This is a genomic window from Knoellia terrae (assembly GCF_048606435.1).
GTDB classification, from domain to species: domain Bacteria; phylum Actinomycetota; class Actinomycetes; order Actinomycetales; family Dermatophilaceae; genus Knoellia; species Knoellia terrae.
The window spans coordinates 1-20,767 of the sequence record NZ_JBMBWH010000008.1 but is presented as its reverse complement, the minus strand read 5'-3'; the positions used below and the strand labels follow the sequence as shown (position 1 = coordinate 20,767).

The 20,767-nt window shown below is 72.6% G+C and carries 22 protein-coding genes and 1 pseudogene; 14 read left to right on the top strand and 9 right to left on the bottom strand.

Features of this window, described 5'->3' with window-relative positions; translation table 11 throughout:
* Positions 1–26 precede the first annotated feature (26 nt).
* Positions 27–491 carry an SRPBCC family protein gene (locus ACOJV9_RS11935; protein ID WP_420185441.1) on the top strand — a complete coding sequence of 155 codons (465 nt, stop codon included), beginning with the start codon at positions 27–29 and terminating at the stop codon, positions 489–491.
* Between the two features lie 30 nt (positions 492–521).
* On the opposite strand, the gene ACOJV9_RS11930 is transcribed toward ACOJV9_RS11935, so the two are convergent.
* From ACOJV9_RS11930 to ACOJV9_RS11900, 7 genes and pseudogenes are all read right to left on the bottom strand, one after another.
* A complete protein-coding gene (locus tag ACOJV9_RS11930; protein ID WP_420185440.1) occupies positions 522–1,007 on the bottom strand; it encodes a heme-degrading domain-containing protein in 486 nt (161 codons plus the stop codon).
* Between the two features lie 98 nt (positions 1,008–1,105).
* Positions 1,106–1,558: an NAD(+)--rifampin ADP-ribosyltransferase gene (gene arr / locus ACOJV9_RS11925; RefSeq protein ID WP_420185580.1), complete on the bottom strand. Its 453-nt coding sequence runs from the start codon at positions 1,556–1,558 to the stop codon at positions 1,106–1,108.
* Positions 1,559–1,672: 114 nt separating this feature from the next.
* Positions 1,673–2,026 (bottom strand): annotated as a pseudogene (locus tag ACOJV9_RS11920) (putative immunity protein); the annotation flags it as partial.
* Between the two features lie 84 nt (positions 2,027–2,110).
* Positions 2,111–3,643 carry a sodium/solute symporter gene (locus tag ACOJV9_RS11915; RefSeq protein ID WP_420185439.1) on the bottom strand — a complete coding sequence of 511 codons (1,533 nt, stop codon included), beginning with the start codon at positions 3,641–3,643 and terminating at the stop codon, positions 2,111–2,113.
* Positions 3,640–4,032, bottom strand: a complete 393-nt coding sequence (locus ACOJV9_RS11910) for a hypothetical protein (RefSeq protein ID WP_420185438.1) — start codon at positions 4,030–4,032, stop codon at positions 3,640–3,642. The genes ACOJV9_RS11915 and ACOJV9_RS11910 overlap by 4 nt, the downstream gene beginning before the upstream one ends.
* A gap of 2 nt (positions 4,033–4,034) precedes the next feature.
* Positions 4,035–4,844, bottom strand: a complete 810-nt coding sequence (locus ACOJV9_RS11905; RefSeq protein WP_420185437.1) for a LytR/AlgR family response regulator transcription factor — start codon at positions 4,842–4,844, stop codon at positions 4,035–4,037.
* Between the two features lie 18 nt (positions 4,845–4,862).
* A complete protein-coding gene (locus tag ACOJV9_RS11900; RefSeq protein WP_420185436.1) occupies positions 4,863–6,056 on the bottom strand; it encodes a sensor histidine kinase in 1,194 nt (397 codons plus the stop codon).
* A gap of 72 nt (positions 6,057–6,128) precedes the next feature.
* Here ACOJV9_RS11900 and ACOJV9_RS11895 point away from each other — a divergent pair, with 72 nt between their 5' ends.
* The 11 genes from ACOJV9_RS11895 (at position 6,129) to ACOJV9_RS11845 (ending at position 14,469) form a co-directional block, all read left to right on the top strand.
* Complete coding sequence (locus ACOJV9_RS11895) at positions 6,129–6,938, top strand: thioesterase family protein (protein ID WP_420185435.1); 810 nt, start codon at positions 6,129–6,131, stop codon at positions 6,936–6,938.
* Positions 6,935–7,804, top strand: coding sequence for a Fic family protein (locus ACOJV9_RS11890; RefSeq protein ID WP_420185434.1), 870 nt, complete (start codon positions 6,935–6,937; stop codon positions 7,802–7,804). Before ACOJV9_RS11895 ends, ACOJV9_RS11890 begins: the two co-directional genes overlap by 4 nt.
* Before the next feature lie 540 nt (positions 7,805–8,344).
* The gene (locus tag ACOJV9_RS11885) at positions 8,345–9,055 is read left to right on the top strand and encodes a CpaE-like family protein (protein WP_420185433.1); all 711 of its coding nucleotides are present in this window, start codon (positions 8,345–8,347) and stop codon (positions 9,053–9,055) included.
* Entirely contained in the window at positions 9,052–10,314 is a 1,263-nt protein-coding gene (locus ACOJV9_RS11880; RefSeq protein ID WP_420185432.1) for a TadA family conjugal transfer-associated ATPase, read from the top strand. The genes ACOJV9_RS11885 and ACOJV9_RS11880 overlap by 4 nt, the downstream gene beginning before the upstream one ends.
* A complete protein-coding gene (locus ACOJV9_RS11875; RefSeq protein ID WP_420185431.1) occupies positions 10,311–11,030 on the top strand; it encodes a hypothetical protein in 720 nt (239 codons plus the stop codon). Before ACOJV9_RS11880 ends, ACOJV9_RS11875 begins: the two co-directional genes overlap by 4 nt.
* Positions 11,027–11,605: a type II secretion system F family protein gene (locus ACOJV9_RS11870; RefSeq protein ID WP_420185430.1), complete on the top strand. Its 579-nt coding sequence runs from the start codon at positions 11,027–11,029 to the stop codon at positions 11,603–11,605. Before ACOJV9_RS11875 ends, ACOJV9_RS11870 begins: the two co-directional genes overlap by 4 nt.
* A gap of 236 nt (positions 11,606–11,841) precedes the next feature.
* Positions 11,842–12,414: a hypothetical protein gene (locus ACOJV9_RS11865; protein WP_420185429.1), complete on the top strand. Its 573-nt coding sequence runs from the start codon at positions 11,842–11,844 to the stop codon at positions 12,412–12,414.
* A 423-nt stretch (positions 12,415–12,837) separates the two neighbouring features.
* Complete coding sequence (locus tag ACOJV9_RS11860) at positions 12,838–13,272, top strand: class F sortase (protein WP_420185428.1); 435 nt, start codon at positions 12,838–12,840, stop codon at positions 13,270–13,272.
* A gap of 140 nt (positions 13,273–13,412) precedes the next feature.
* Positions 13,413–13,607, top strand: coding sequence for a DUF4244 domain-containing protein (locus tag ACOJV9_RS11855; RefSeq protein ID WP_420185427.1), 195 nt, complete (start codon positions 13,413–13,415; stop codon positions 13,605–13,607).
* 149 nt (positions 13,608–13,756) lie between these two features.
* Positions 13,757–14,083, top strand: coding sequence for a TadE family type IV pilus minor pilin (locus ACOJV9_RS11850; RefSeq protein ID WP_420185426.1), 327 nt, complete (start codon positions 13,757–13,759; stop codon positions 14,081–14,083).
* On the top strand, positions 14,080–14,469 hold the full coding sequence (locus ACOJV9_RS11845) for an Rv3654c family TadE-like protein (protein WP_420185425.1): 390 nt from the start codon (positions 14,080–14,082) through the stop codon (positions 14,467–14,469). Before ACOJV9_RS11850 ends, ACOJV9_RS11845 begins: the two co-directional genes overlap by 4 nt.
* Positions 14,470–14,561: 92 nt before the next feature.
* Here ACOJV9_RS11845 and ACOJV9_RS11840 read toward each other — a convergent pair whose 3' ends face one another.
* Positions 14,562–15,050 (bottom strand): hypothetical protein, encoded by a 489-nt coding sequence (locus tag ACOJV9_RS11840; protein ID WP_420185424.1) that lies wholly within the window; start codon positions 15,048–15,050, stop codon positions 14,562–14,564.
* Positions 15,051–15,106: 56 nt separating this feature from the next.
* Positions 15,107–17,398 carry a DEAD/DEAH box helicase gene (locus tag ACOJV9_RS11835; RefSeq protein WP_420185423.1) on the bottom strand — a complete coding sequence of 764 codons (2,292 nt, stop codon included), beginning with the start codon at positions 17,396–17,398 and terminating at the stop codon, positions 15,107–15,109.
* A 110-nt stretch (positions 17,399–17,508) separates the two neighbouring features.
* Here ACOJV9_RS11835 and ACOJV9_RS11830 point away from each other — a divergent pair, with 110 nt between their 5' ends.
* Complete coding sequence (locus ACOJV9_RS11830) at positions 17,509–17,880, top strand: STAS domain-containing protein (RefSeq protein ID WP_420185422.1); 372 nt, start codon at positions 17,509–17,511, stop codon at positions 17,878–17,880.
* Between the two features lie 158 nt (positions 17,881–18,038).
* Complete coding sequence (locus ACOJV9_RS11825; protein ID WP_420185421.1) at positions 18,039–20,519, top strand: sodium-translocating pyrophosphatase; 2,481 nt, start codon at positions 18,039–18,041, stop codon at positions 20,517–20,519.
* The last annotated feature ends 248 nt before the right edge of the window (positions 20,520–20,767 follow it).

The window sequence follows — 20,767 nt, the reverse complement described above, 5'->3', positions numbered from 1 at the left end:
CGGGGGCACGGAGCATCCTGAGTCCCATGGGAGACGTCGAGCTCGACCTTGAACGCACCATCGACGCGCCGATCGAGGACGTCTTCGCCCGCTTGGTCGACGTGGACGGCTACGACGCCTGGATGCCTCGCAAGGGCAGCATCCGCCGCGGCTCCCGCCAGACCTCGACCGGGCCGCCCGCGGTGGGGACCACGTTCGTCGACGACACGGTCTTCGGGCCCACGCCGGGCGAGATCGTGGAGCTGCGGGCGCCCGACACGGTGCTCTTCCACTGGTGGGACGACTCGCGGTCCGGCACGCGCCATGCCGAGGGATGGCCGGGGTACGCCCTGGAGCGGGTGGACGACCAGACCACGCTCCTGCGGCACCATGCCCGCATGCGGACCTACCGGCACTACCGGCCGGCCACGCCGGTCCTGCGCCGGATCGCCCTGCGGGAGCGCGCCACGACGGTGGACGCGCTCGCGGCGTCGTTCCGGGCTCCGGCCTAGCGCCGGCGGCGTCGGTTCTCCCTCGTGCCCTCAGTCGCGGGTCGCGGCGAGATGCTCGTCGAGGATGCGCACGACGAAGGCGTGGTCGTCGCGCTGTGGCAGGCCGGACACGCCGATCCACCCCACGACCCCGGAGTCGCGGGTGCGGAGAGGGAAGGCGCCGCCCGCGGCCGCGTACTCGTCCGCGGGCAGCAGGAACTTCTCGGCGAGCGTGGTGTCGAGGTCGCGGCAGAGCTGCCCCATGTAGAGCGAGGAGTGCTCGAAGCGGGTCACGACCCGACCCTTGCGCTGCAGCCACGCGTCGTTGTCGGCGCTCGACCCGGGCAGGGCACTGTGGAAGAGCTGGTGCTGGCCGCGCCAGATGCCGACCACGATGGGGAGCTCGTCCTGCCAGGCGGCGTCCGTCGCCCGCTTCCCGAGCTCGTAGGCGAGCCGCTCGCTCAGGCGGGGAAGGACGAGCTCGGCCTCGTGCCGACCGAGCTCCTCGAGGGTGGGCCATGCGTCGCTGCTGGGCACTGTCTGTCCTCCAGAGGATGTGCTCGACGGGTGTGAGCCTGCGCGGAGCGTATCCACCGAGCTCGACGGCGGCAACGGCGCCGGTCACGAACCGTCCTTCAGTCGTCCATGGCTTCGATGCCGAGCTCGGCCAGCTCGCCCAGTCGGGCCCTCAGGTGCCGGACCAGCTCTGGTGAGGGAGGAACCCAGTCGGTCAGCTCCTCGACCACCCGCAGCGGCTCGGTGGTCCGGTAGGACCGGGTCGGGTTCCCCGCGAACCGCTTGTCGGTGACGTTCGGGTCGTCCTCGATGGTGCCCAGCGGCTCGACCCGGTAGACCCGCCCGCGCCCCTCGCCGCGGGCCAGCTCGGCCGCAAGTGGCGCGCCGTCGCGGCCGGCCGTGAGGTAGATGTGCCTGGACTGGCGCCGGGAACCGTAGTTCGACCGTCGGCCCGGCGTCAGCAGGTCGCCCGGGCGCAGCTCGGCCCTGGTGCCGTGGAAGAACGGACCGGGGTCGTCCACGACGCGGGCGGCCGGCGGAGGGTCGCGCAGGAGGCCGTCGAGACGATGCATGAGGACAGCGACGCGGCTGCGGCCGAGGGGGGCGCGGGGGTAGCGGTCGAGCACCTCACGCACGACCGGCGTGGCCCTGGCGGCGGCGCTGCTGACGACGTACTCGGCGACCACCGCGTCGTCACCGCGGGCCAGCTCGGCAGCGTGCGCGGCGTGGGCCGCGGCCCCGAGGATGTGCCGCAGCTGGGTGGCTGTCGCCAACGGATGGAGGTAGGCGGCTGCGGCCGCGTCGCCGGCAGCGGTGGCGGCGTGCCGGCCGGCGTCGGTCCCCGCGTCCTTGGCGGCTCGGTGCGCCTCGATGGCGGCAGTGCGCTGGAGCCGCGTACGAGGAGCGCCCTCGGCGAAGACCCGCGCGGCCCGGATCGCCTCGGCGGGACGGGGGTCGGCCGGGCGGTCACGGCGGAACAGGACGAGCACGGGTTCGGCGCAGGCGGCGGCATACCCGGTCACGGCACGCAGCTCGTCCATCGTCAGCTCGACCTCGCCCGAGCGTCCATCCACCCGATCGAGTGTGGCACGGCGCGCCGCCGTGGACGAGTGGCCTAGCTGCTGTCAGTCGGCGATCCGGCTGTGGTTCAGCTGGACCCGTTCAGGGGTGTGCAGCCGGACCATGACCCGGGTGGTGTCGCGGGGGACCGACCCTGGGGTCGCCAGGGAGACCACCACGGCGACGCTGAAGGCCAGCGGTGTGCACCACGCCGCAGGGTTCGCGAGCAGGGCGCCGGCCCACCCGGTCAGTGGCGCCGCCACCACGGTCGCCGTCGCCGCCGCGGTCGCGGCCACGGCTCCCACGACGAGACCGGCTGCTGCCCCCACGGTGGAGAGCCGGCGCCACCAGACCCCGAGCATGAGCAGCGGCGCGAAGGTCGCTGCCGCCAGGGAGAACGCGAACCCCACGGTCGTCGCGATCCCGATCGGCTCGACGGCCCGCGAGAGCACGAAGGGAATGACGACGGCCACGGCGGCGGCGACCCGGAAGCCGCCGAACCCCATGGCGTCACCGCCGGTCAGCCGGGCGAGGCGGGGCCGGATGAACTCCTGGTGCAGCACCCCCGTCACCGACATCGCGAGCCCCGAGGCCGTCGACAGCAGCGCGGCGAAGGCGCCGCCGGCGAGGATCGCCGTGAGCACGTCACCGCCGATCCCCTCGACGACCCGCCCCGGCAGCTGCAGCACGACCGTGTCGGACCGGACCCCCGACGGCAGCGAGGGCAGGTGCACCCGGCCGAGCGCGGCATACACGGGCGGGAGGAGGTAGAAGGCACCCAGCAGCGCGACGACCGTCACCGTCGTCCTCCTGGCGGCGACCCCGTCCGGGTTGGTGTAGTAGCGCACGAGCACGTGCGGCAGTCCCATGGTGCCCAGGCACAGCGCCACCATCATGGACGCCGACCGGTAGACCGGGTGGTCGCCCGCCGCGTCCGCGACGAAGGGCTGTGACCACGATGCCGGGACCTCGGGTGCCGCTGCGCCAGCACGCATCCAGAGCGCCAGGAGCACGAAGGCGGGGACCGCGAGGGCGGTGAGCTTGATCCAGTACTGGACCGCCTGGACGAAGGTGATCGACCGCATCCCGCCGGCGCCCACGGCGAGGGCGACGACGACCGTGACGACCAGCGCGCCCACCCACTGCGGCGCACCCGTCACGAGCTGGAGCGCCAGTCCGGCCCCCTGGAACTGCGGCACGAGGTAGAGCCAGCCGATCGCCACGACGAGCAGCGCGGCGAGCCGGCGGATGACCACCGACCGCAGTCGCGCCTCGGCGAAGTCGGGCAGCGTGTAGGCGCCGGACCGCCGCATCGGTGCCGCCACCATGACGAGCAGCACGAGGTAGCCGACGGTGTAGCCGACCGGCAGCCAGAGCAGGTCCACCCCTTCGTCGTAGATCAGGCCCGCGACTCCGAGGAAGGATGCGGCAGAGAGGTACTCGCCGGAGATCGCACTGGCGTTGAGCCGCGGTGACACGGTCCGGCCCGCGACGTAGAAGTCCGACGTCCGGCGCGAGAGCCGCAGCCCCAGGCCACCCACCACCACGGTCGTGAGGCACACGAGGGAGACCGCAAGGATCGAGAAGGTCGGGGTCACAGCGGGTCCGACCCCGGCGACACGACGTCGGCGAACTCCGCCTCGATCCGTTCGGCCTGTCTCACATACGTCCTCGCGGCCAGCCACGTCGCCGGGTAGACGGCCACGCCGAGGACGAGCCACGGGAGCGGCAGCCCGAGCACGACCGCCGTGCGCAGGGCGGGCACGGCGAGGAGCAGCACCGAGAAGCCGACGACGGTGAGGACGAGCACGCCCAGGACGCTCAGGCTCAGGCGCAGCTGCGCCCGCATGAGCCCGCCGAGATAGACATCACCGAGCTCGGTCTGCTCGTCCAGGTCGGTGGCGAGCGCCCGGCCACGCGGTGAGACCGCGCTGCGGCGTGAGCTGGTGACCCGCACCCGGGCCGGGGTGACGCCCCGCTCCGACACCGTCAGCCGCCACCGGAGGGCAGGCGCCGCTCTCCGAGTGGCCGCCTCAGCAGCATGTCGCGCAGTGCGCGGGTATGCCGTCTGCTCACCTGGAGCTCGACGTCGCCGATGAGGACCGAGCACCTCCCGTGGTCCATCCGGACCTCGGTGACGTGGGAGAGGGCGACGAGGGTGGAGCGGTGGATCCGCACGAAGCCGTGCTCGCCCCACTTGTCCTCGAGGACGGCCAGCGGGACGCGGATGAGGTGGCTGGCGTCGCCGGTGTGCAGCCGGGCGTAGTCGCCGGAGGCCTGTGCGTAGCGGATCTGCGAGCGCGAGATGAACCGGGTGACGCCGGCGAGCTCGACGGGGATCGTCTCGTCCTCCTCGGCCGGGTCGGTCCCGGGGACCGGGGCGCGGGTCCCACGCTCTGCGTGGGCCGGCATACCGGCCTCGTCCTGCTTGGCCACGACGCGACGGACGGCCTCGGCGAGTCGTTCGCCCCGGACCGGCTTCATCACGTAGTCGGTCGCGGCGAGCGCGAAGGCGTCGACCGCGTGCTGCTCGTGGGCCGTGACGAAGACGAGCTGCGGTGGGGCCGCGAAGCGAGCGAGCACCCTCCCGAGCGCCATCCCGTCGAGCCCGGGCATCGAGATGTCACTGAAGATGACGTCGACGTCGTGCGCCTCGAGCATCCGGAGGGCCTCGGTGCCGTTCGTCGCCGTGAGCACCTCACCGACCCGCTGGTCCTGGCTCAGCAGGAAACGGACCTCCGAGAGGGCGGGGAGCTCGTCGTCGACGACAAGGGCCCTCAGGGAGCCGTCACTGGCCATGCGGTCGAGGATACGGCGTCAGTCGTCGTGGACCGCGGGTGAGAACTTCGGCACGCGGAAGCTCACCCGGGTTCCGGCACCCACCGCTGTCTCGACGACGAGCCCGAACTCGTCGCCGTAGACCTGGCGCAGTCGCGCGTCGACGTTCCCCAGGCCCACGGAGTCCGCCGTGGACTGCCCGTCGAGGACGCGCTGCACCTGGTCCGGGTCCGAGCCGACGCCGTCGTCGTCGATGGAGATCTCGGCCATGCCGCCCTGGTCGGAGGCCGTGATGGTCACGTGCCCGACACCCTCCTTGCCGGCGAGCCCGTGCCTCACGGCGTTCTCCACCAGCGGCTGGACCGCGAGGTAGGGGACGCGCACCGGCAGCACCTCGGGAGCGATGAGCAGGGAGATCTGCAGCCGCTCGCCGAACCTCGCCTGCTCGAGCACGAGGTAGCGCTCGACGTTGCGCAGCTCCTCGGCCAGCGTCGTGAACGTCCCGCCGCGCCTCAGGGCGTAGCGGGTGAAGTCCGCGAACTCCAGCAGCAGCTCACGTGCCCGCTCCGGGTCGGTGCGCACGAACGAGGCGATGGCCCCGAGGGAGTTGAAGATGAAGTGCGGGCTGATCTGCGCCCGCAGCGCCCTCAGCTCCGCCTCCATCGCGCGCGTCCGGGTGCGGCCCAGCTCGGCGACGTCGAGCTCGGCCGAGACCCAGCGGGCCAGCTCTCCCGTCGCCCGCGCCAGGCCGGCCGATGCCGCCGGCGCGTAGGCCGTGAGGGTCCCGACGACCTTGCCCTCCGCCAGCAGTGGCGAGATGACGGCCGACCTGATCGGGCAGTCGGGGTCGGAGCAGGTGACGACGTCGGCGCCGAGCACCGAGGTCGTCCCCGACGTGCGGGTCGCTGAGGCGTGGGCGTGGGCGTCCGGGCCGTGGTGCTCGCCGGGTCCGGTCCAGCCGAGCAGCCCAGCCGCGTCGCAGATCGCGACGGCCCGCGCGCCGAGGATGGACAGCAGGTGCCGCCCCGCCTTGTCGGCCGCGTCGGGGGTCAGCCCGTCACTGAGGTGGCGCGAGGCCAGCGATGCCGTGTGCAGGGTCTGGTAGGTCACCCGGTCGACCGTCGACAGGAACCCGCGTCGCCGACCTCGCCGTGCGACCCAACGGACGAGGCCCCCGAGCAGCACCGCGGCGAGGACCACGACCGCCGTCGGCCAGTGCAGCGAGGACACCATGGCCGTCACCCTAGGGGCGCGTTGCGCCACACCGCTCGGCATGCACGCATCCCCCCGGCATACGCTCGCGGGATGACGGAGTTCGACGACCTGGTGCGCATCGAGGACGGCCGAGCGGACATCTCCACGGGCTGGGTGGTGGGAGCGGCCGTCAACGGCGGCGCCCTGATGTCGCTCGCGACCCGGGCCGCCATCGAGGCAACCGGTGCGGTCGACGCGCACACCGACCCGGTGGCGTTCAGCACGACCTTCCTCGCGGCGGTCCAGCCGGGCCCGGTGGAGGTCGCCACCGAGGTCCTGCGCGCCGGCCGGTCCTTCTCGACGTCGGAGGTGGCGCTGTCGCAGAGCGGCGTCGTCTGCGTCCGGCACACCGCGACGTTCGCCGACCTCGACGTCCACAGCGAGCCGGTCCACCTCGCGGACCCGCCGCCGGAGCTGCCCGACCCGGAGTCCTGCGCGCCCGCCGTCCGAGGGGGCTTCGCCGAGCAGATCACCATCCTGGACCGCCTCGACCTGCGCATCGACCCGGCGACCGTCGGCTGGGCCCTGGGCCAGCCGGCCCATGACGGCGAGATGCGCGCCTGGATCCGGTTCGCCGACGGCCGGGAGCCGGACACGACCGCGCTGCCGTTCTTCCTCGACGCGATGCCGCCCGTCACCTTCACGTTCGGTGCCCTCGGCTGGGCGCCGACGATCGCCTTCTCGGGGCACGTGCGCTCGCGCCCGGCACCCGGCTGGCTGCGGATGCGGATCACGACCCGCAACGTCGTCGGTGGCCTCTTCGAGGAGGACGCGACGATCTGGGACTCCCGCGACCGCGTGGTGGCGCAGTCGCGCCAGCTCGCCGGAGTCCGTATGCCATCCGCGCCTGTCGCGTCGTGAGCCGCACCACCGTGGCCGACACCGCAGCACAGATCACCTCCGCCGTCACGGCGCTCGCCGAGCTGCCCGGCGTGGCCGAGAAGATCGACGCCGCCCGGGAGGCGTGCACCAGCCTGCGGTGGCACAACGCCCTCCGCCGTCGCATCCCCGAGGCTGCCGCGGAGTCGCGGGTGCGCGGCGCCTGGGCGAGCGGCGAGCTCGACGGGGCCCGGCTGTCCGTCGACATCGTCCGCGACCTCATGCGGGGTGCGGTCACGTGGCACGAGGACCCGGACCCTGTCGAGCAGGTCATGCGGGGCGTCATCGCGGCGACCGCAGAGACCGAGCGGCTCGGCCCGGTCGTGCTCACCGCGCCGATGCAGGCCCTGGCCCGGCTGCACACCGCCGCGGCAGCGGGACAGGTGCCCGACTCCGAGCTGGGCCGGCCCAGGCTCGACGGGGAGGACTGCCGCGAGTTCGTCGAGATCGGCGCGGCCCCCCCGGCAGCGGAAGCACGAGCGCGGCTGCAGCGCGTCGTCGCCGTGCTCGCCCACACCCGTGCCCTGCCCGTGCCCGTGGTCGCCGCACTGGTCCACGCGGAGATCGTCACGGCCCGCCCGTTCACCCGCGGCAACGGCGTCGTCGCCCGGGCGGCCGAACGAGCCGTCATCCAGGCCGGTGGGCTCGACCCGACCGGGGTCGCGGTGACCGAGGCTGGGCACGGCACGGGAGGTGGGCCGGCCTACCTCGGCGGGCTGACGGCATACACCCGCGGTGACGTGGCGGGAGTCGGCCTCTGGGTGACGCACTGCTGCGACGCGATCGTGGCCGGTGCGGACGAGGGGCAGCGGATCGCCGACGCGGTGCTCGCCGGACGCCTCACCTGAGCGTTCTGTCAAGTCTTGTCCTCCCCTTCTGACGGGAGTACACATGACCCATCGGACAGGCCCTGCCGGGAACCGGCCGACTAAGAACAACCGCGGGACGCAACGGGTACCCACGCGCGGGCAGTCCACTAATGGACCGGTCTGTTCGGGCTCGACCCGATACGACGGCGAGGAAATGCACGCTTGGTCGCCCTGCTCGCTCGCGGCGGATGAGGCCTCTTTCGGGGGGCCTCATCGTTCTGCAACACCCGAAATGACCAGTTTTGGGCAGTTATCCGCGTTTTGGTTGCGGCCATCGGATCGATGAGCAACGATGGAGCCATCGCTCCCCTTCGGGGTCGTAGCGAAGGGCGGTCCGGCTCCTCCCCCCCGGAGCCTGGCCCGTCCGACGGCCCCGGTCATCCCCCCGACCGGGGCCGTCGCCTTTCCTCGGCAGGTCGGTGAGGGCGTCCTCCACAGCGGTCGTCTGCCGTCCCTGCCGTCCACAGATCTCCTCGCGAGTGCTGGTCGATGACCGTGCCCGGCGGCAGCCTCGTCCGCATGGCGTCCCTCTCCTCACCCTTCATCATCGTCCTCGGAGCCAGCGGTGGCCTCGGTGCGTCGACCTGGTCGGCCGCACTGGCGCGACGTCTGTCCCTGCACCTCGGCGAGTGCCTGCTGGTCGACGGCGACCTCCGCGGAGGTGGGCTGGACATGACGTGCGGCATCGAGCACGTGCCGGGGCTGAGATGGCCGGACCTGGCCCGGCTGCGCGGGAGGACGCCCTGCGAGCGGCTGCTCGCTGCGCTTCCGCAGGGCGAGGTCCCGGTGCTGTCGGCAGGCGGACACGGTGCCTCGGTGACGACAGCGGTCGTGGATGACGTCCTGGCGTCGGTGCGCGGGCTGGTTCCTGTCGTCCTCGACCTCCCGGCCCGGTCGGTCGTCGAGCCCGACCTGCTCGCCGGAGCCGCTGCGACTCACGTGGTGGCCGGGGTCTCGGCAAGGCAGCTCGCCGACGCAGGCGTCACCCTGGGCGCGCTCGGGGACGCTGCCGTGGGTCTCGTGACGCGGTCGGACAGTGCGCTGCCCTCCGACCTCGACGAGGTGCTCGACCAGCTGGCGGTGAGGCACCTGGCGCACGTGCGCACCGATCCCCGGGTGCGTCGCGACGGTGAGCGCGGCGAGTGGCCCGGCGGGCGGGGCCCGCTCCGGGACGTCGCGGACCGGGTGGCCCTCGACCTGGTCGACGCCCTGTCGGAGGGGGTGGCGTGAGCGGTCGCGGCGTGGCCCGTCCCGGCTCCGTGGACGAGGTCATCCGGTCCGGTCGCGCACCGGACGCGAGCCTGATCGCCGACCTGACCGACGTCGTCCAGCTCGGCGCCGACGGCGCAGCCACCGAGGGCCGGCGGCTCAGCGACCAGGTGGTGGGCCTCGGCCCGCTCACCCCGTGGGTCGCGCGCCCCGACGTCACCGACGTGCTCGTCAACGGAGACGGTCGGGTGTGGGTCGACCGAGGTGAGGGCCTCGAGGACACGGGCATGGCGATGGATGCCGCCGGTGCGCGGGCCCTCGCGGTGAGGCTGGCCGGGCTGTCGCGGCGACGCCTGGACGACGCACAGCCGTGGGTCGACGGCGTGCTGCCCGGACGAGTGCGGCTGCACGCGGTCCTGCCGCCCGTGGCCGAGGCGGGGACGCACCTCAGCCTGCGCGTGCCGCGGCGCCAACCCGTGGGCGTCGACGGGCTAAGGGACCTCGGTGCGGTCGGTGACGAGATGGCCGAGGTGCTGCGCCGCGTCGTGGCCGCGCGCTTGTCCTTCCTCGTCGTCGGAGGGACGGGGGCGGGCAAGACCACCGTGCTGGGTGCCCTCTTGGCCGAGTGCGGGCCGCGCGAGCGGCTCGTCGTGGTCGAGGACGTGCGTGAGCTGGCGCCGCACCACGCGCACGTCGTCCGCCTCCAGGGCCGCACGCCCAACGTGGAGGGAGCCGGAGCCGTGACGATGGTCGACCTGGTGCGGCAGGCGCTGCGCATGCGTCCGGACCGCCTGGTCGTGGGCGAGGTCAGGGGAGCGGAGGTGCGTGAGCTCCTGGCCGCCCTCAACACCGGACACGACGGCGGTGCCGGGACGTTGCACGCCAACGGGATCGACGAGACCCCTGCGCGTCTCGAGGCGCTGGGCGCGTTGGCCGGTCTGGGCCGGGAGGCGGTGCACGCGCAGCTCAGGGGCGCGGTGCAGGTCGTCCTCGACGTCGCCCGGTCGGGCCCGACGCGCTACGTGCGCGCGGTCGGGGTGACGCGCTGGGCCGGATCGGAGGTCGTCGTCGACGAGGCCAAGGTCGTCGGCGACGGTCTCGCGACCCGTCCTGACGGATCCCCGGGGGACGCCGGCGTGGACCTGGACGACGTGCGGACGGGTCCGGGAGATGCCCGTCTCGACGACCTCCTGCGTCGTCGTGGGGTCGGTGCCGAGCAGCGGGGAGGCCCACCGGAGCCGGTCCTCCCCGCTGCCGGGTGCCCCTCGTCACTCGCATGACGACGGTGCTCGCGCTGCTCATTTCGATGGCCGTGCTCCTCTGGCCCCGGAGTCGCCCGGCGCGCCCGGTGCTGCGTCCGGCCCGGGCCGGGGGCGGCGAGCTGCCGGGCGGCCTGCGCGCCGGCTTTCGACGTCTCTGGTCGACGGAGGTGCACGTCCGGAGGGCTGACCGGGGGTGGGTGGCCGAGTTCGCGGAGCTGTCGGCGGTCGGGCTCGACGCCGGTCTGCCACCCGGGGAGTCGGCCCGGTTGGCCTGTGCCGTCGGAGCCACCACGTCGACGCAGATGGGACGTCTCGGCGAGGTGCTGGCCGAGACGGAGTCCGAGGGCGGGCTGCTCGGTGAGGCCCTGACGCAGGTCGCGTCCGACGACCGGGACCTGGCCTTCCTCGCCGCTGCGTGGCAGCTGTCCGAGGAGCTGGGTGCGGCCGCGGCACCCGCGGCCCGGCTGACGGCCGAGGTGCTGCGGGAGCGCAGCGCGAGTGAGGAGCGTCGGACCGTGCTCGCGGCCGGTCCGCGGGCGTCCATGTGGCTGCTCACCCTGCTGCCCCTCACGGGACCGCTCGTCGCGATCCTGCTCGGCCTGCCGGTCTCGGCGGTCTACGGCACCAGTGCCGCGGTGACCGCCGGCCTCGTCGGTCTCTGCCTCACCGCCTCGGGATGGGCGTGGTCGAGGCGGTTGCTCGGGCGGGCCCTGCGGCCATCGGTCCTGCCGTGACGCTGGTGGTGGCGGTCGCTCTCGTCCTCGGAGCAGTCCTGCTGTGGCCTCCGGCCCGGCCATCGCCCCCACGGTCGCCCTCGCTGCGGGCGGGAGGCGAGGGCAACCGCGCCAAGGATCCGGGGGTCCCCGGTCCCGCCACCGTGGATGCCGCAGCGGACGCCCTGGTCCTCGTCGCCCTCGCCCTGCGTTCTGGGCTGGCGCCGGTCGAAGCCCTCGAGGCCGTCGCGGACATGGTGCCCGGACCGGTCGGTCACCAGCTGCGGGTCGTCGCGAGTGCCCACCGGTGGGGTCAGGACGCTGCCACCGCGTGGTCATACGTCGACCAGGCCTGGCGACCGGCTGCCCTGGCGTGGGTGGCGGCCGAGAGGTCCGGGGCGGCACCGGGCGGCGTGGTGCTGGCGGCCGCCGGGCGGATGAGGCGTCAGGAGGCCTCGAGGGTCGAGGCTGCGGTCCAGCGCGCCGGGGTGCTGCTCGTCCTGCCGCTGGGCCTGTGCTTCCTCCCCGGGTTCGCCGCCACGACGGTGGTACCGGTCGTCCTCCATCTCGCTCGCTCGGCGCTGAGTGCTGGTTGAGCCACCCCCTATAGCCCGAATGAACACCGCGGGGTGACCGTTGTTGCCATGCGTGCTAGCCCAGGCTGGGCATTTCGAATGATCCACTGCCACAAGGGTTTTGGCGTCCGTGATGCAGGTTACGTTCGGGAAACGGAAGCAGCACGGCGGGACCGCTGCTCACTGACCTCGACCGCACTCGGCCGGGGCGACATCAGCGCTGACCGTACCCGGCCAGCATGACGAGGGAGTACTGCATGAGCACCATGACAAGGATCAGCCGTGGGGTGGCGGCCACCGGTGTCGCCGGCCTGATGAGCCTCGGACTCGCGACGACCGCCTTCGCCGACCACATCGACCCGCCGAGCGACAGCGCTGCCAACCAGGCTGAGAACTGGGTCGACTACGTCGAGGCCCACGGCTACTCGGACGTCGTTTGCAAGAAGATCACGGAGGGCTGGGAGGGCGACACCTGGACCAGCGACGCCGACTACGCGCTGGTGGCGCTGAAGGCCGGCTCGGACCAGAGCAGCGACGGCGGCCCCCACACGATCACGTGGGATGTCGAGGAGGGTGACACCCTCATGACCGAGGACGAGAAGGAGATCTCCCACATCATCGCCTGCACCGGCGAGAAGGAGACGCCGACGTCCACGCCCACCACGTCGACCCCCGGCACCAGCACGCCCCCCGGCCCGACCGGTCCGGTCGTCGAGACCGACATCCCCGAGTCCGGCGGCAGCTCCCTGCCGACCATCCTCGGTGGCGCTGCGCTCCTGGCCGGCCTCGGAATCACCGCCGGTGCGATGCGCCGCAAGGGCCAGCACTGATCCGTCGGCAACCGACAGCTGATCCCGGTCACCATGGGTAAGCACTCGCAGAGGCGGGCGGCGCCGGCAGGCGCCGCCCGCGTCTCGACGCCCCGACGCAGGGTGGCGTCCTTCGGGATGGCCCTCGCGGTCGCCGGGACGACACTGCTCGTCCAGGGCTGTGGCGGCGGGAGGGACGAGGCGCGGTCGACCACCCCTCCGGTCGCCCTGTCCTCGTCCCCCTCGTCGTCCCCGTCGCCGACCGTGACGGCCACTCCGACGCCCACGCCGACCACGCCGAAGCCGAAACCGTCGCCCTCGGTCAAGCCGTCGCCGACCAAGGTTGCGCAGAAGGCGCCGACACGCACACCGTCGCCCACCCGCAAGCCGTCGCCCCCAGCGCCTCGCAGGACGAGTCCTCCCAAGGCCGTCACGGGTGCGCCGATGTCCATCTCCGTGCCCGCGATCGGCGTCAACAGGTCGATGCGACGGATCTCGGCCGTCGATGGTGTGGTCAACCCGCCAGCGGGAAGCGTGGCGTGGATCCGTGGCTACAACCGTGTTCGGCCCGGAGAAGTCGGCACCGCCGTCATCGCGGGGCACGTGGTCAACGGCCGTCGCGCGGACGTCTTCTACAATCTCCAGAACCTCCGTCGCGGGGCCAAGATCACGGTGTTCGACGCCAACGGCAAGCGCGTCGTGTACACCGTCACGGCCACCCGGGTGGCGACCAAGCAGGCCGTGAGCCGCGACGCGGCGGTGTGGGGCTCCAACCGCTCCGTCAAGCGCATCGCGCTCATCACGTGCGACGACGACGACGGGTTCAGGGCCGACGGCCACCGAGTGTCCAACTTCGTGGCAATCGCCGAGGCGCGCTGACGCTCCTCCCGTCGTGCACAGGTGCCCGACGGCGTTTCCCTCGTCCACAGCGGACCGGTCTCGGGCTGGCGACGCATGACTCGTTCCGGTGGACTCGATCCAGGCAGGGAGAGGCCCTGCACCGATCGAGGAGCACACCTGTGACACAACGTCTCTCGCGCCGGATGGCGCGACTCAAGCAGTCCGCCGAGGCGGGGATGACCACGGCGGAGTATGCCGTGGGCACCCTGGCCGCATGCGCGTTCGCCGCGGTCCTCATGGCCGTCGTCCGGTCGGGACCGGTGAAGTCGGCCCTGGCCAAGGTGATCACCGCGGCCCTCGGCACCGGCTCGTGAGCCCAGGGGAGTCGGTCCCCTGCCGGCTCTCCGCCCCTGCCCACCGCCCTCGATCCCGGCGTGGCGAGCCCCCGGGTGGCACCACTCGGTCCGATGCGTCCCGGCCGTCGGCACCGCCCCGCAGGCGAGGCGGTGCCGACGGCGGAATGGTGACGGCAGAGATCGCCGTCGCTTTGCCGGCGCTCCTCGCCGTCGTGGCCATCGGCCTCAGCGCGGTCTCGATGGTCGCGGACGAGGTGCGGTGCGTCGACGCAGCCCGGGTGGGCGCCAGACTGCTTGCCCGGGGTGAGACGGCCGAACAGGTGCGTCTCGAGGTGGCTCGTCAGTCCCCTCCCGGCGCCCGTGTCGTCCTGGGTGGCTCAGGCGGGCAGATCCGTGTCGAGGTCTCCGCCGAAGCGCCCGGGCTCGTCCGACTGCTCGGCGTGACGGCTCGCCCACACGCGGTGGCCCACGCGGTGGCGGAGTCTCCCTCGTGAGCGCGCCAGCTCGTCGTCACGACGCACCGAGGGCCCGTCCCGAACTCGGCTCCGGGACGGTGCTCACGGTCGGCGGGATGGGAGTCGTCTTGGTCCTGACAGCCGCCGCCCTGCACCTGGGGGCGGCCTCCGCGGCAGCGCATCGAGCGCGGGCGGCGGCCGACCTGTCGGCACTTGCCGCGGCGTCGGCGGTGCAGTCAGGCATCGCAGACCCCTGCACGCCGGCCGGCGTGATGGCGCGTCGCAACGGAGCTCGGCTCGCCGGCTGTGAGGCGGCGGGCGGTGAGAGGGTGCGAGTCCACGTGGTCACCGGCGTGGCCCTCAGCTGGCCGGGTCTGCCTGACGATGCCATGGCATCCGCCGTGGCCGGACCGGCCGACCCCTAGGTCGGGTCACCGTCGAACGCAGAGGCGCTGGGTCGAACGCAGACTGCGGTCGGATGTCGAGCCCAGACTCCGGCCGGATGTCGAGCCCAGAGTCAGGCCCGGGTGTCGGGGCGACCGTCGGGGCGGTTGCGCAGGTCGTTCTCCGCGATCTCCGCGCGGCGTCGCGCCTCCTCGGTGGAGAGGTGCTGCTCCTCGACGCGCTCGTCGGCGTCGCGGCGCAGCGCTGAGGTCTCCTGCTCATGGCGCCGACGCTCCTCGGCGAGGGTCCGCTCGCGCTGGGCGAACTCGTCCTGCATGCGGCGCTCGTCCTCGACGCGGCGCTGCTCGACGAGGGCCGCCTCCTCCTTGGCCTGACGACGCCGGCGTCGGCCGCGCTTGATGCCGGAGCTCATCAGCGCCCAGCCCAGCCAGAAGATGCTGATGACGGCCGCACCGGTCAACAGCAGCGCCAGCGGGGGCAGGCTGATCGTCCCGTTGAGGATGTCGATGTCCACCCCGTCGGTGAGGGCGGCGGTGCCCTGGAACAGCAGGATGCCCGCGAGGATCGCGAGCAGGACGAGGATGAGGCCGAGGATGATCACGCCTTGGAGGCTAGCCTGAAAATCCGTCGTCGGGCCTGTTCAGGAGGCGTGTTCGATCACGACGGTCGAGACATGAGGACGATGTCGAGCAGCCGGACGGCCCTGTCCTTGTCGAGCGGCTCGTTGCCGTTGCCGCACTTGGGCGACTGCACGCACGAGGGGCATCCCCGCTCGCACCGGCACCTCGCGATCGCGTCGCGCGTCGCCTCGATCCACTCGCCGAAGGACGCGTGGGCCCGCTCGGCGAAGCCTGCCCCGCCCGGATAACCGTCGTAGATGAGGATCGTCGGCAGCCCCGTGTCGGGGTGCTGGTCGGTGGACACCCCACCGACGTCCCACCGGTCGGACGTGGCCACGAGCGGCAGCATGCCGATCGCCGCGTGCTCGGCTGCGTGCGCGGCGCCGGGCACCTGCGCCTCGTCGATCCCGGCCTCCTCGAGCAGGTCCAGGGGCATGGTCCACCACACCCCGCGGGTGACGAGCGAGCGCTCGGGCAGGTCGAGCGGATGGGTGCCGAGCACCTCACCCGACGGCAGCCGCCGCAGGAACGAGACGACCTGCGTCGTGACCCGCACCGAGCCGAAGCAGACGTCGATCTCGCCCCACCGGGACGTCCGCTGGGCGCCGAGGATCTCGAACGACCCTCGTGACTGCGAGGAGGTGCTCCAGCCCGGGTCGCCCCGGACGACCGTGGCCACCGACTGCTCGAGGTCGAGGTCGGTGACGACGAACGGGTCGCCCTGGTGCACGTGGACGGCCCCGGTGTGGACCTGCGAGTGGGCGGAGGCCTCGTCGATGGTGCCGAGCACCCGACCGCTGCGCCGCTCGACGATCGAGACGACCTCGGTGGTCCCGCGCAGGTTGAGGTGGTCACCGGGGCGGTCGTCACGGGCCCAGAACCAGCCGGCCGGGCGGCGTCGCAGGATGCCCCGGGCGACGAGCAGGTCGACGACCCCGCGGGCGCTGGTCCCGAACATGGGCAGGTCGTCCTCGGTGAGCGGCAGCTCGTGCGCGGCGGCCGCGAGGTGCGGCGCGAGCACGTGCGGGTTGGCGGGATCCATCACGGTCGACTCGACGGGGGCGCCGAAGATCGCCTCGGGGTGCTCGAGCAGGTAGGTGTCCAGCGGATCGTCGGCCGCGATGAACACCGCGAGAGACTCCCGCCCGGACCGCCCCGCACGCCCGGCCTGCTGCCAGAGGTTGGCCCGACGCCCAGGCCACCCGGCGAGCAGCACCGCGTCGAGGCCGGTGATGTCGACACCGAGCTCGAGGGCGTTGGTCGCCGCGAGCCCGCGCAGCTCGCCCTCGCGCAGCGCGCGCTCGAGCTCGCGCCGCTCCTGCGGCAGGTAGCCACCCCGGTATGCCGCGACCGTCGCCCCCGGCGTGCCCCCGACCTGACCGAGTCGCCGTCTCGCGGAGGAGGCCAGGGCCTCGACGCCCGCGCGACTGCGGGCGAACGCGAGGGTCTGGACGTCCGCCTCGACGAGGTCGGCGAGCAGCTCCGCCGCCTCCGTCGTCGCCGAGCGCCGGGTGTCGTCGACCATGGGCGGCTCCCAGAGGGCGAAGGTGAGGGCCTCGCGAGGTGAGCCGTCGGTCTCGACGGCGGTGACCGGCATACCGATCAGGCGGGCGGCGTGCGACGCCGGCTGGCTCACGGTCGCGGAGGCGAGGACGAACGTGGGCTCGGAGCGGTAGCGGCGGGCCACGCGGCGCAGCCGGCGCAGCACCGAGGAGACGTGCGACCCGAAGACCCCGCGGTAGATGTGGCACTCGTCGACCACGACGTAGCGCAGCGAGCGCAGGAAGGGACCCCAGTGCTGGTGGCCCGGCAGGAGCGAGTGGTGCAGCAGGTCGGGGTTGGTGAGGACGACGTTGGCGTGCTCCCGGATCCACCGCCGCTCGTCGGGCGGGGTGTCGCCGTCGTAGGTCGCGGCCCGCACGCCCGGGATCGCGAGGGACTCGATCCGGGTGAGCTGGTCGGCGGCGAGGGCCTTGGTCGGGGCGAGGTAGAGGACGCTCGCCCCGCGGCCGGTGGGCGCCTCGAGGCCGTCGAGCACGTCGGAGAGCGCCGGCACGAGGTAGCCGAGCGACTTGCCCGAGGCGGTGCCGGTCGACAGGACGACGTGCGAGCCCCGGTGGGCGAGGTCCATCGCCTCCCTCTGGTGCGACCACGGACGCTCGATGCCGCTTCCGGTCAGGCTGGCGAGCAGGGGTGGTGCCACCCAGTCCGGCCACTCCGACACCCGCGCGCGACGGGCGGGGAGCCGCTCGACATGGCGCAGCCGGGCGGCGCGATCCCCGGCCGCGAGGGCGGCCAAAATCTCGGTCGGCTCGGCGGAGGATGACACGGGCGTTACGGTAGTGCCGTGCGGTGACAGCGGTCCTCGCACCCGTGCCCGGCGGTTCGCCACCAGAAGGCGCGCTGAGCACTCATGAGAAGAGCGAGGAGCCCGCTGCTGTGAAGCTGACAGTGTCGACGAGCGAGCGCGACGACGTCGTCGTCGTGACCGTCTCCGGTGAGGTGGACGTGTACACCGCGCCACAGCTGAGGTCCGCCCTCGAGGACCGGATCGCTGAGGGCCAGACGGCCCTCGTCATCGACCTCGAGGACGTCGGGTTCATCGACTCCACGGGTCTCGGTGTGCTCGTCGGCCGCCTCAAGGTCGTGCGCAAGGTGGGCGGCTGGCTCAGCGTCGTGTGCACCAACGAGCGCATCCTGCGGCTGTTCGCGATCACCGGCCTCGACAAGGTCCTCCCGGTCCACGACAGCGTCGACTCCGCCATCGCGGCTGCCGGCGCCGAGCTCGCCGAGCCCGACGTCACCGCCTGACGGCAGCCCTTCGAGGGCGTGCGCGACGGCGTGAGAGCAGTCACACCGGGGGGTGATGGCTGTGTGTGACCTGAGTCACCGGGTAAGGTCCACGCTGCGTCTGCCCGTGGGAATCGACCTCCGGGCCGTGACGACGCACACCCGTCAAGGAGGATGGAATGGCTGCACTCGCGCTCGCACCAGCCGAGGCGAGTTCCACGCTGGACCTCACCGGAACGAACGTCACGCTCGTCGTGGGGGTCGCGGTCATCGCCGTGATCGCCCTCGCCATGGGTTTCGTCTTCCGGCAGCAGGTCCTGCGTGCGGACACCGGTACTGACAAGATGCGCGAGATCGGCGCTGCCGTCGAAGAGGGGGCCCAGGCGTACCTCACGCGTCAGTTCAAGACGCTCGCCATCTTCGTCGTGCTCGTCTTCGGGCTGCTGCTCCTCCTGCCCGCGCCCGACTGGAACGTCAAGCTGGGTCGTTCCGGCTTCTTCATCGTCGGAGCGGTCTTCTCCGCGGGGATCGGCTACCTGGGCATGAAGCTGGCCACCAAGGCCAACGTCCGCGTCGCCGCCGCCTCGCGCGGTGAGAACGGCCGCGACGAGGGCATGCGCATCGCCTTCCGCACGGGTGGAACCGTCGGCATGGCGACCGTCGGACTGGGCCTGCTCGGTGCCTCCGTCGTGGTCCTGCTCTACAAGGGCGAGGCGCCGAAGGTGCTCGAGGGCTTCGGCTTCGGCGCCGCCCTCCTCGCGATGTTCATGCGCGTCGGCGGTGGCATCTTCACCAAGGCGGCTGACGTCGGTGCTGACCTCGTCGGCAAGGTCGAGGCCGGCATCCCCGAGGACGACCCACGCAATGCCGCGACGATCGCCGACAACGTCGGCGACAACGTCGGGGACTGCGCCGGCATGGCAGCAGACCTCTTCGAGTCGTATGCCGTCATGCTCGTCGCCGCGCTCATCCTCGGCTCCGTGGCCTTCGGTTCCTACGGCCTGGTCTTCCCGCTCCTCGTCCCGGCCATCGGTGCGATCACCGCCCTCATCGGCGTCTTCATCACCAAGGCGCGGGGCACCCAGAGCGCGCTCGACGCCATCAATCAGGGCTTCTACATCTCGGCTGCCATCGCCGCCGTGCTCTCCTCGATCGCTGCCTGGTTCTACCTGCCCGCGACCTACGGCGAGCTCGAGTCGCGTGACCAGGCCATCGTCCAGTTCCAGGGTGGGACACCCATCGCGGAGCTGGAGGGCAACCCGCGACTCGGCGCCATCTTCGCGGTGGTCCTCGGCATCGTCCTCGCGGCGATCATCCTCTGGCTCACCGGCTACTTCACCGGCACCGACAAGCGCCCGACCAAGGACGTCGCGCGCACGTCGCTCACCGGTGCCGCCACGGTGGTGCTCTCGGGCATCGGGGTCGGCTTCGAGTCGGCCGTCTACACGGCCACGGTCATCGGTGCCGCGGTCTACGGTGCCTTCCTGCTCGGTGGCGGTTCCGTCGCGCTGTCCCTGTTCTTCATCGCCCTCGCCGGTTGTGGACTCCTCACGACCGTCGGCGTCATCGTCGCCATGGACACGTTCGGCCCGGTCTCCGACAACGCCCAGGGCATCGCCGAGATGTCGGGCGACGTCGACGCGGAGGCCGCGCAGATCCTCACCGAGCTCGACGCGGTCGGCAACACGACCAAGGCCATCACCAAGGGCATCGCGATCGCGACGGCCGTCCTCGCGGCGACCGCACTCTTCGGCTCCTACACGGACGCCTGGCAGACGGCGATCGGCGAGATCGACGCCAGCGCGCTCAACCAGGACCAGATCGCGGCGGGCAACAAGGTGATCCAGGACGCCGCGGGCATCGTGACCAACCCGTCCACGCTCGTCGGGCTCCTGCTCGGTGCGGCCGTCGTGTTCCTCTTCTCGGGCCTGGCCATCAACGCGGTGACCCGCGCGGCCGGCGCCATCGTGTTCGAGGTGCGTCGCCAGTTCCGCGAGATCCCCGGGATCATGGAGGGCACGACCAAGCCCGAGTACGGCAAGGTCGTCGACATCTGCACCAAGGACTCCCTGCGCGAGCTCACCACCCCCGGTCTGCTCGCGGCCCTGAGCCCGGTCATCATCGGCTTCGGCCTCGGCATCGGAGCCCTGGCCGGCTTCCTCGCCGGCGCGATCGGCACCGGCTGCCTCATGGCCGTCTTCCTCGCGAACTCGGGCGGCGCCTGGGACAACGCGAAGAAGATCGTCGAGGACGGCAACCACGGCGGCAAGGGCAGTGCGGCGCACGAGGCCACCGTCATCGGTGACACCGTGGGCGACCCGTTCAAGGACACCGCCGGGCCGGCCATCAACCCGCTCATCAAGGTCATGAACCTCGTGGCGGTGCTCATCGCCCCGGCGATCGTCATGCTCACCATCGGCGAGAGCGAGAGCGCGCCGCTGCGCTACGGCATCGCGGCCGTCGGCCTCGTCATCGTGGTGACGGCCGTGGCGATCTCCAAGCGTCGCGACCTCGCCATCGGTGGCGGCGACGACGAGGGTGAGCCCGTGTCCGAGCTCGACGCCTCGGCGCCCGACTCGGGTGCGGTCACCGCCCCCGGCGAGGCCGTCGAGGAGTCGCTCACCCACCACGACCACCTCGAGGCGAACGCCAAGCGCTGAGGCGCGCACACGGCATACGCCAGCACTGAGCGGCGGCCGGCCCACCCGACAGGGTGAGCCGGCCGCCGCCCTCGTCCGGGCGCAGGAAGGACGGGCTGGAGCGGGGGCTTCCGCGGGAGGAGCGGCGCGAGCTCGCGGCAGTCGCCCCAGATGCGTGGGAGTCGGCGCGCGGCAGGGCACGCCGCCCTAGGTGTTCTGACCACGGACGTTAGGTACGGCGGGTCGGCTGGACGATGACGAAGACCTCC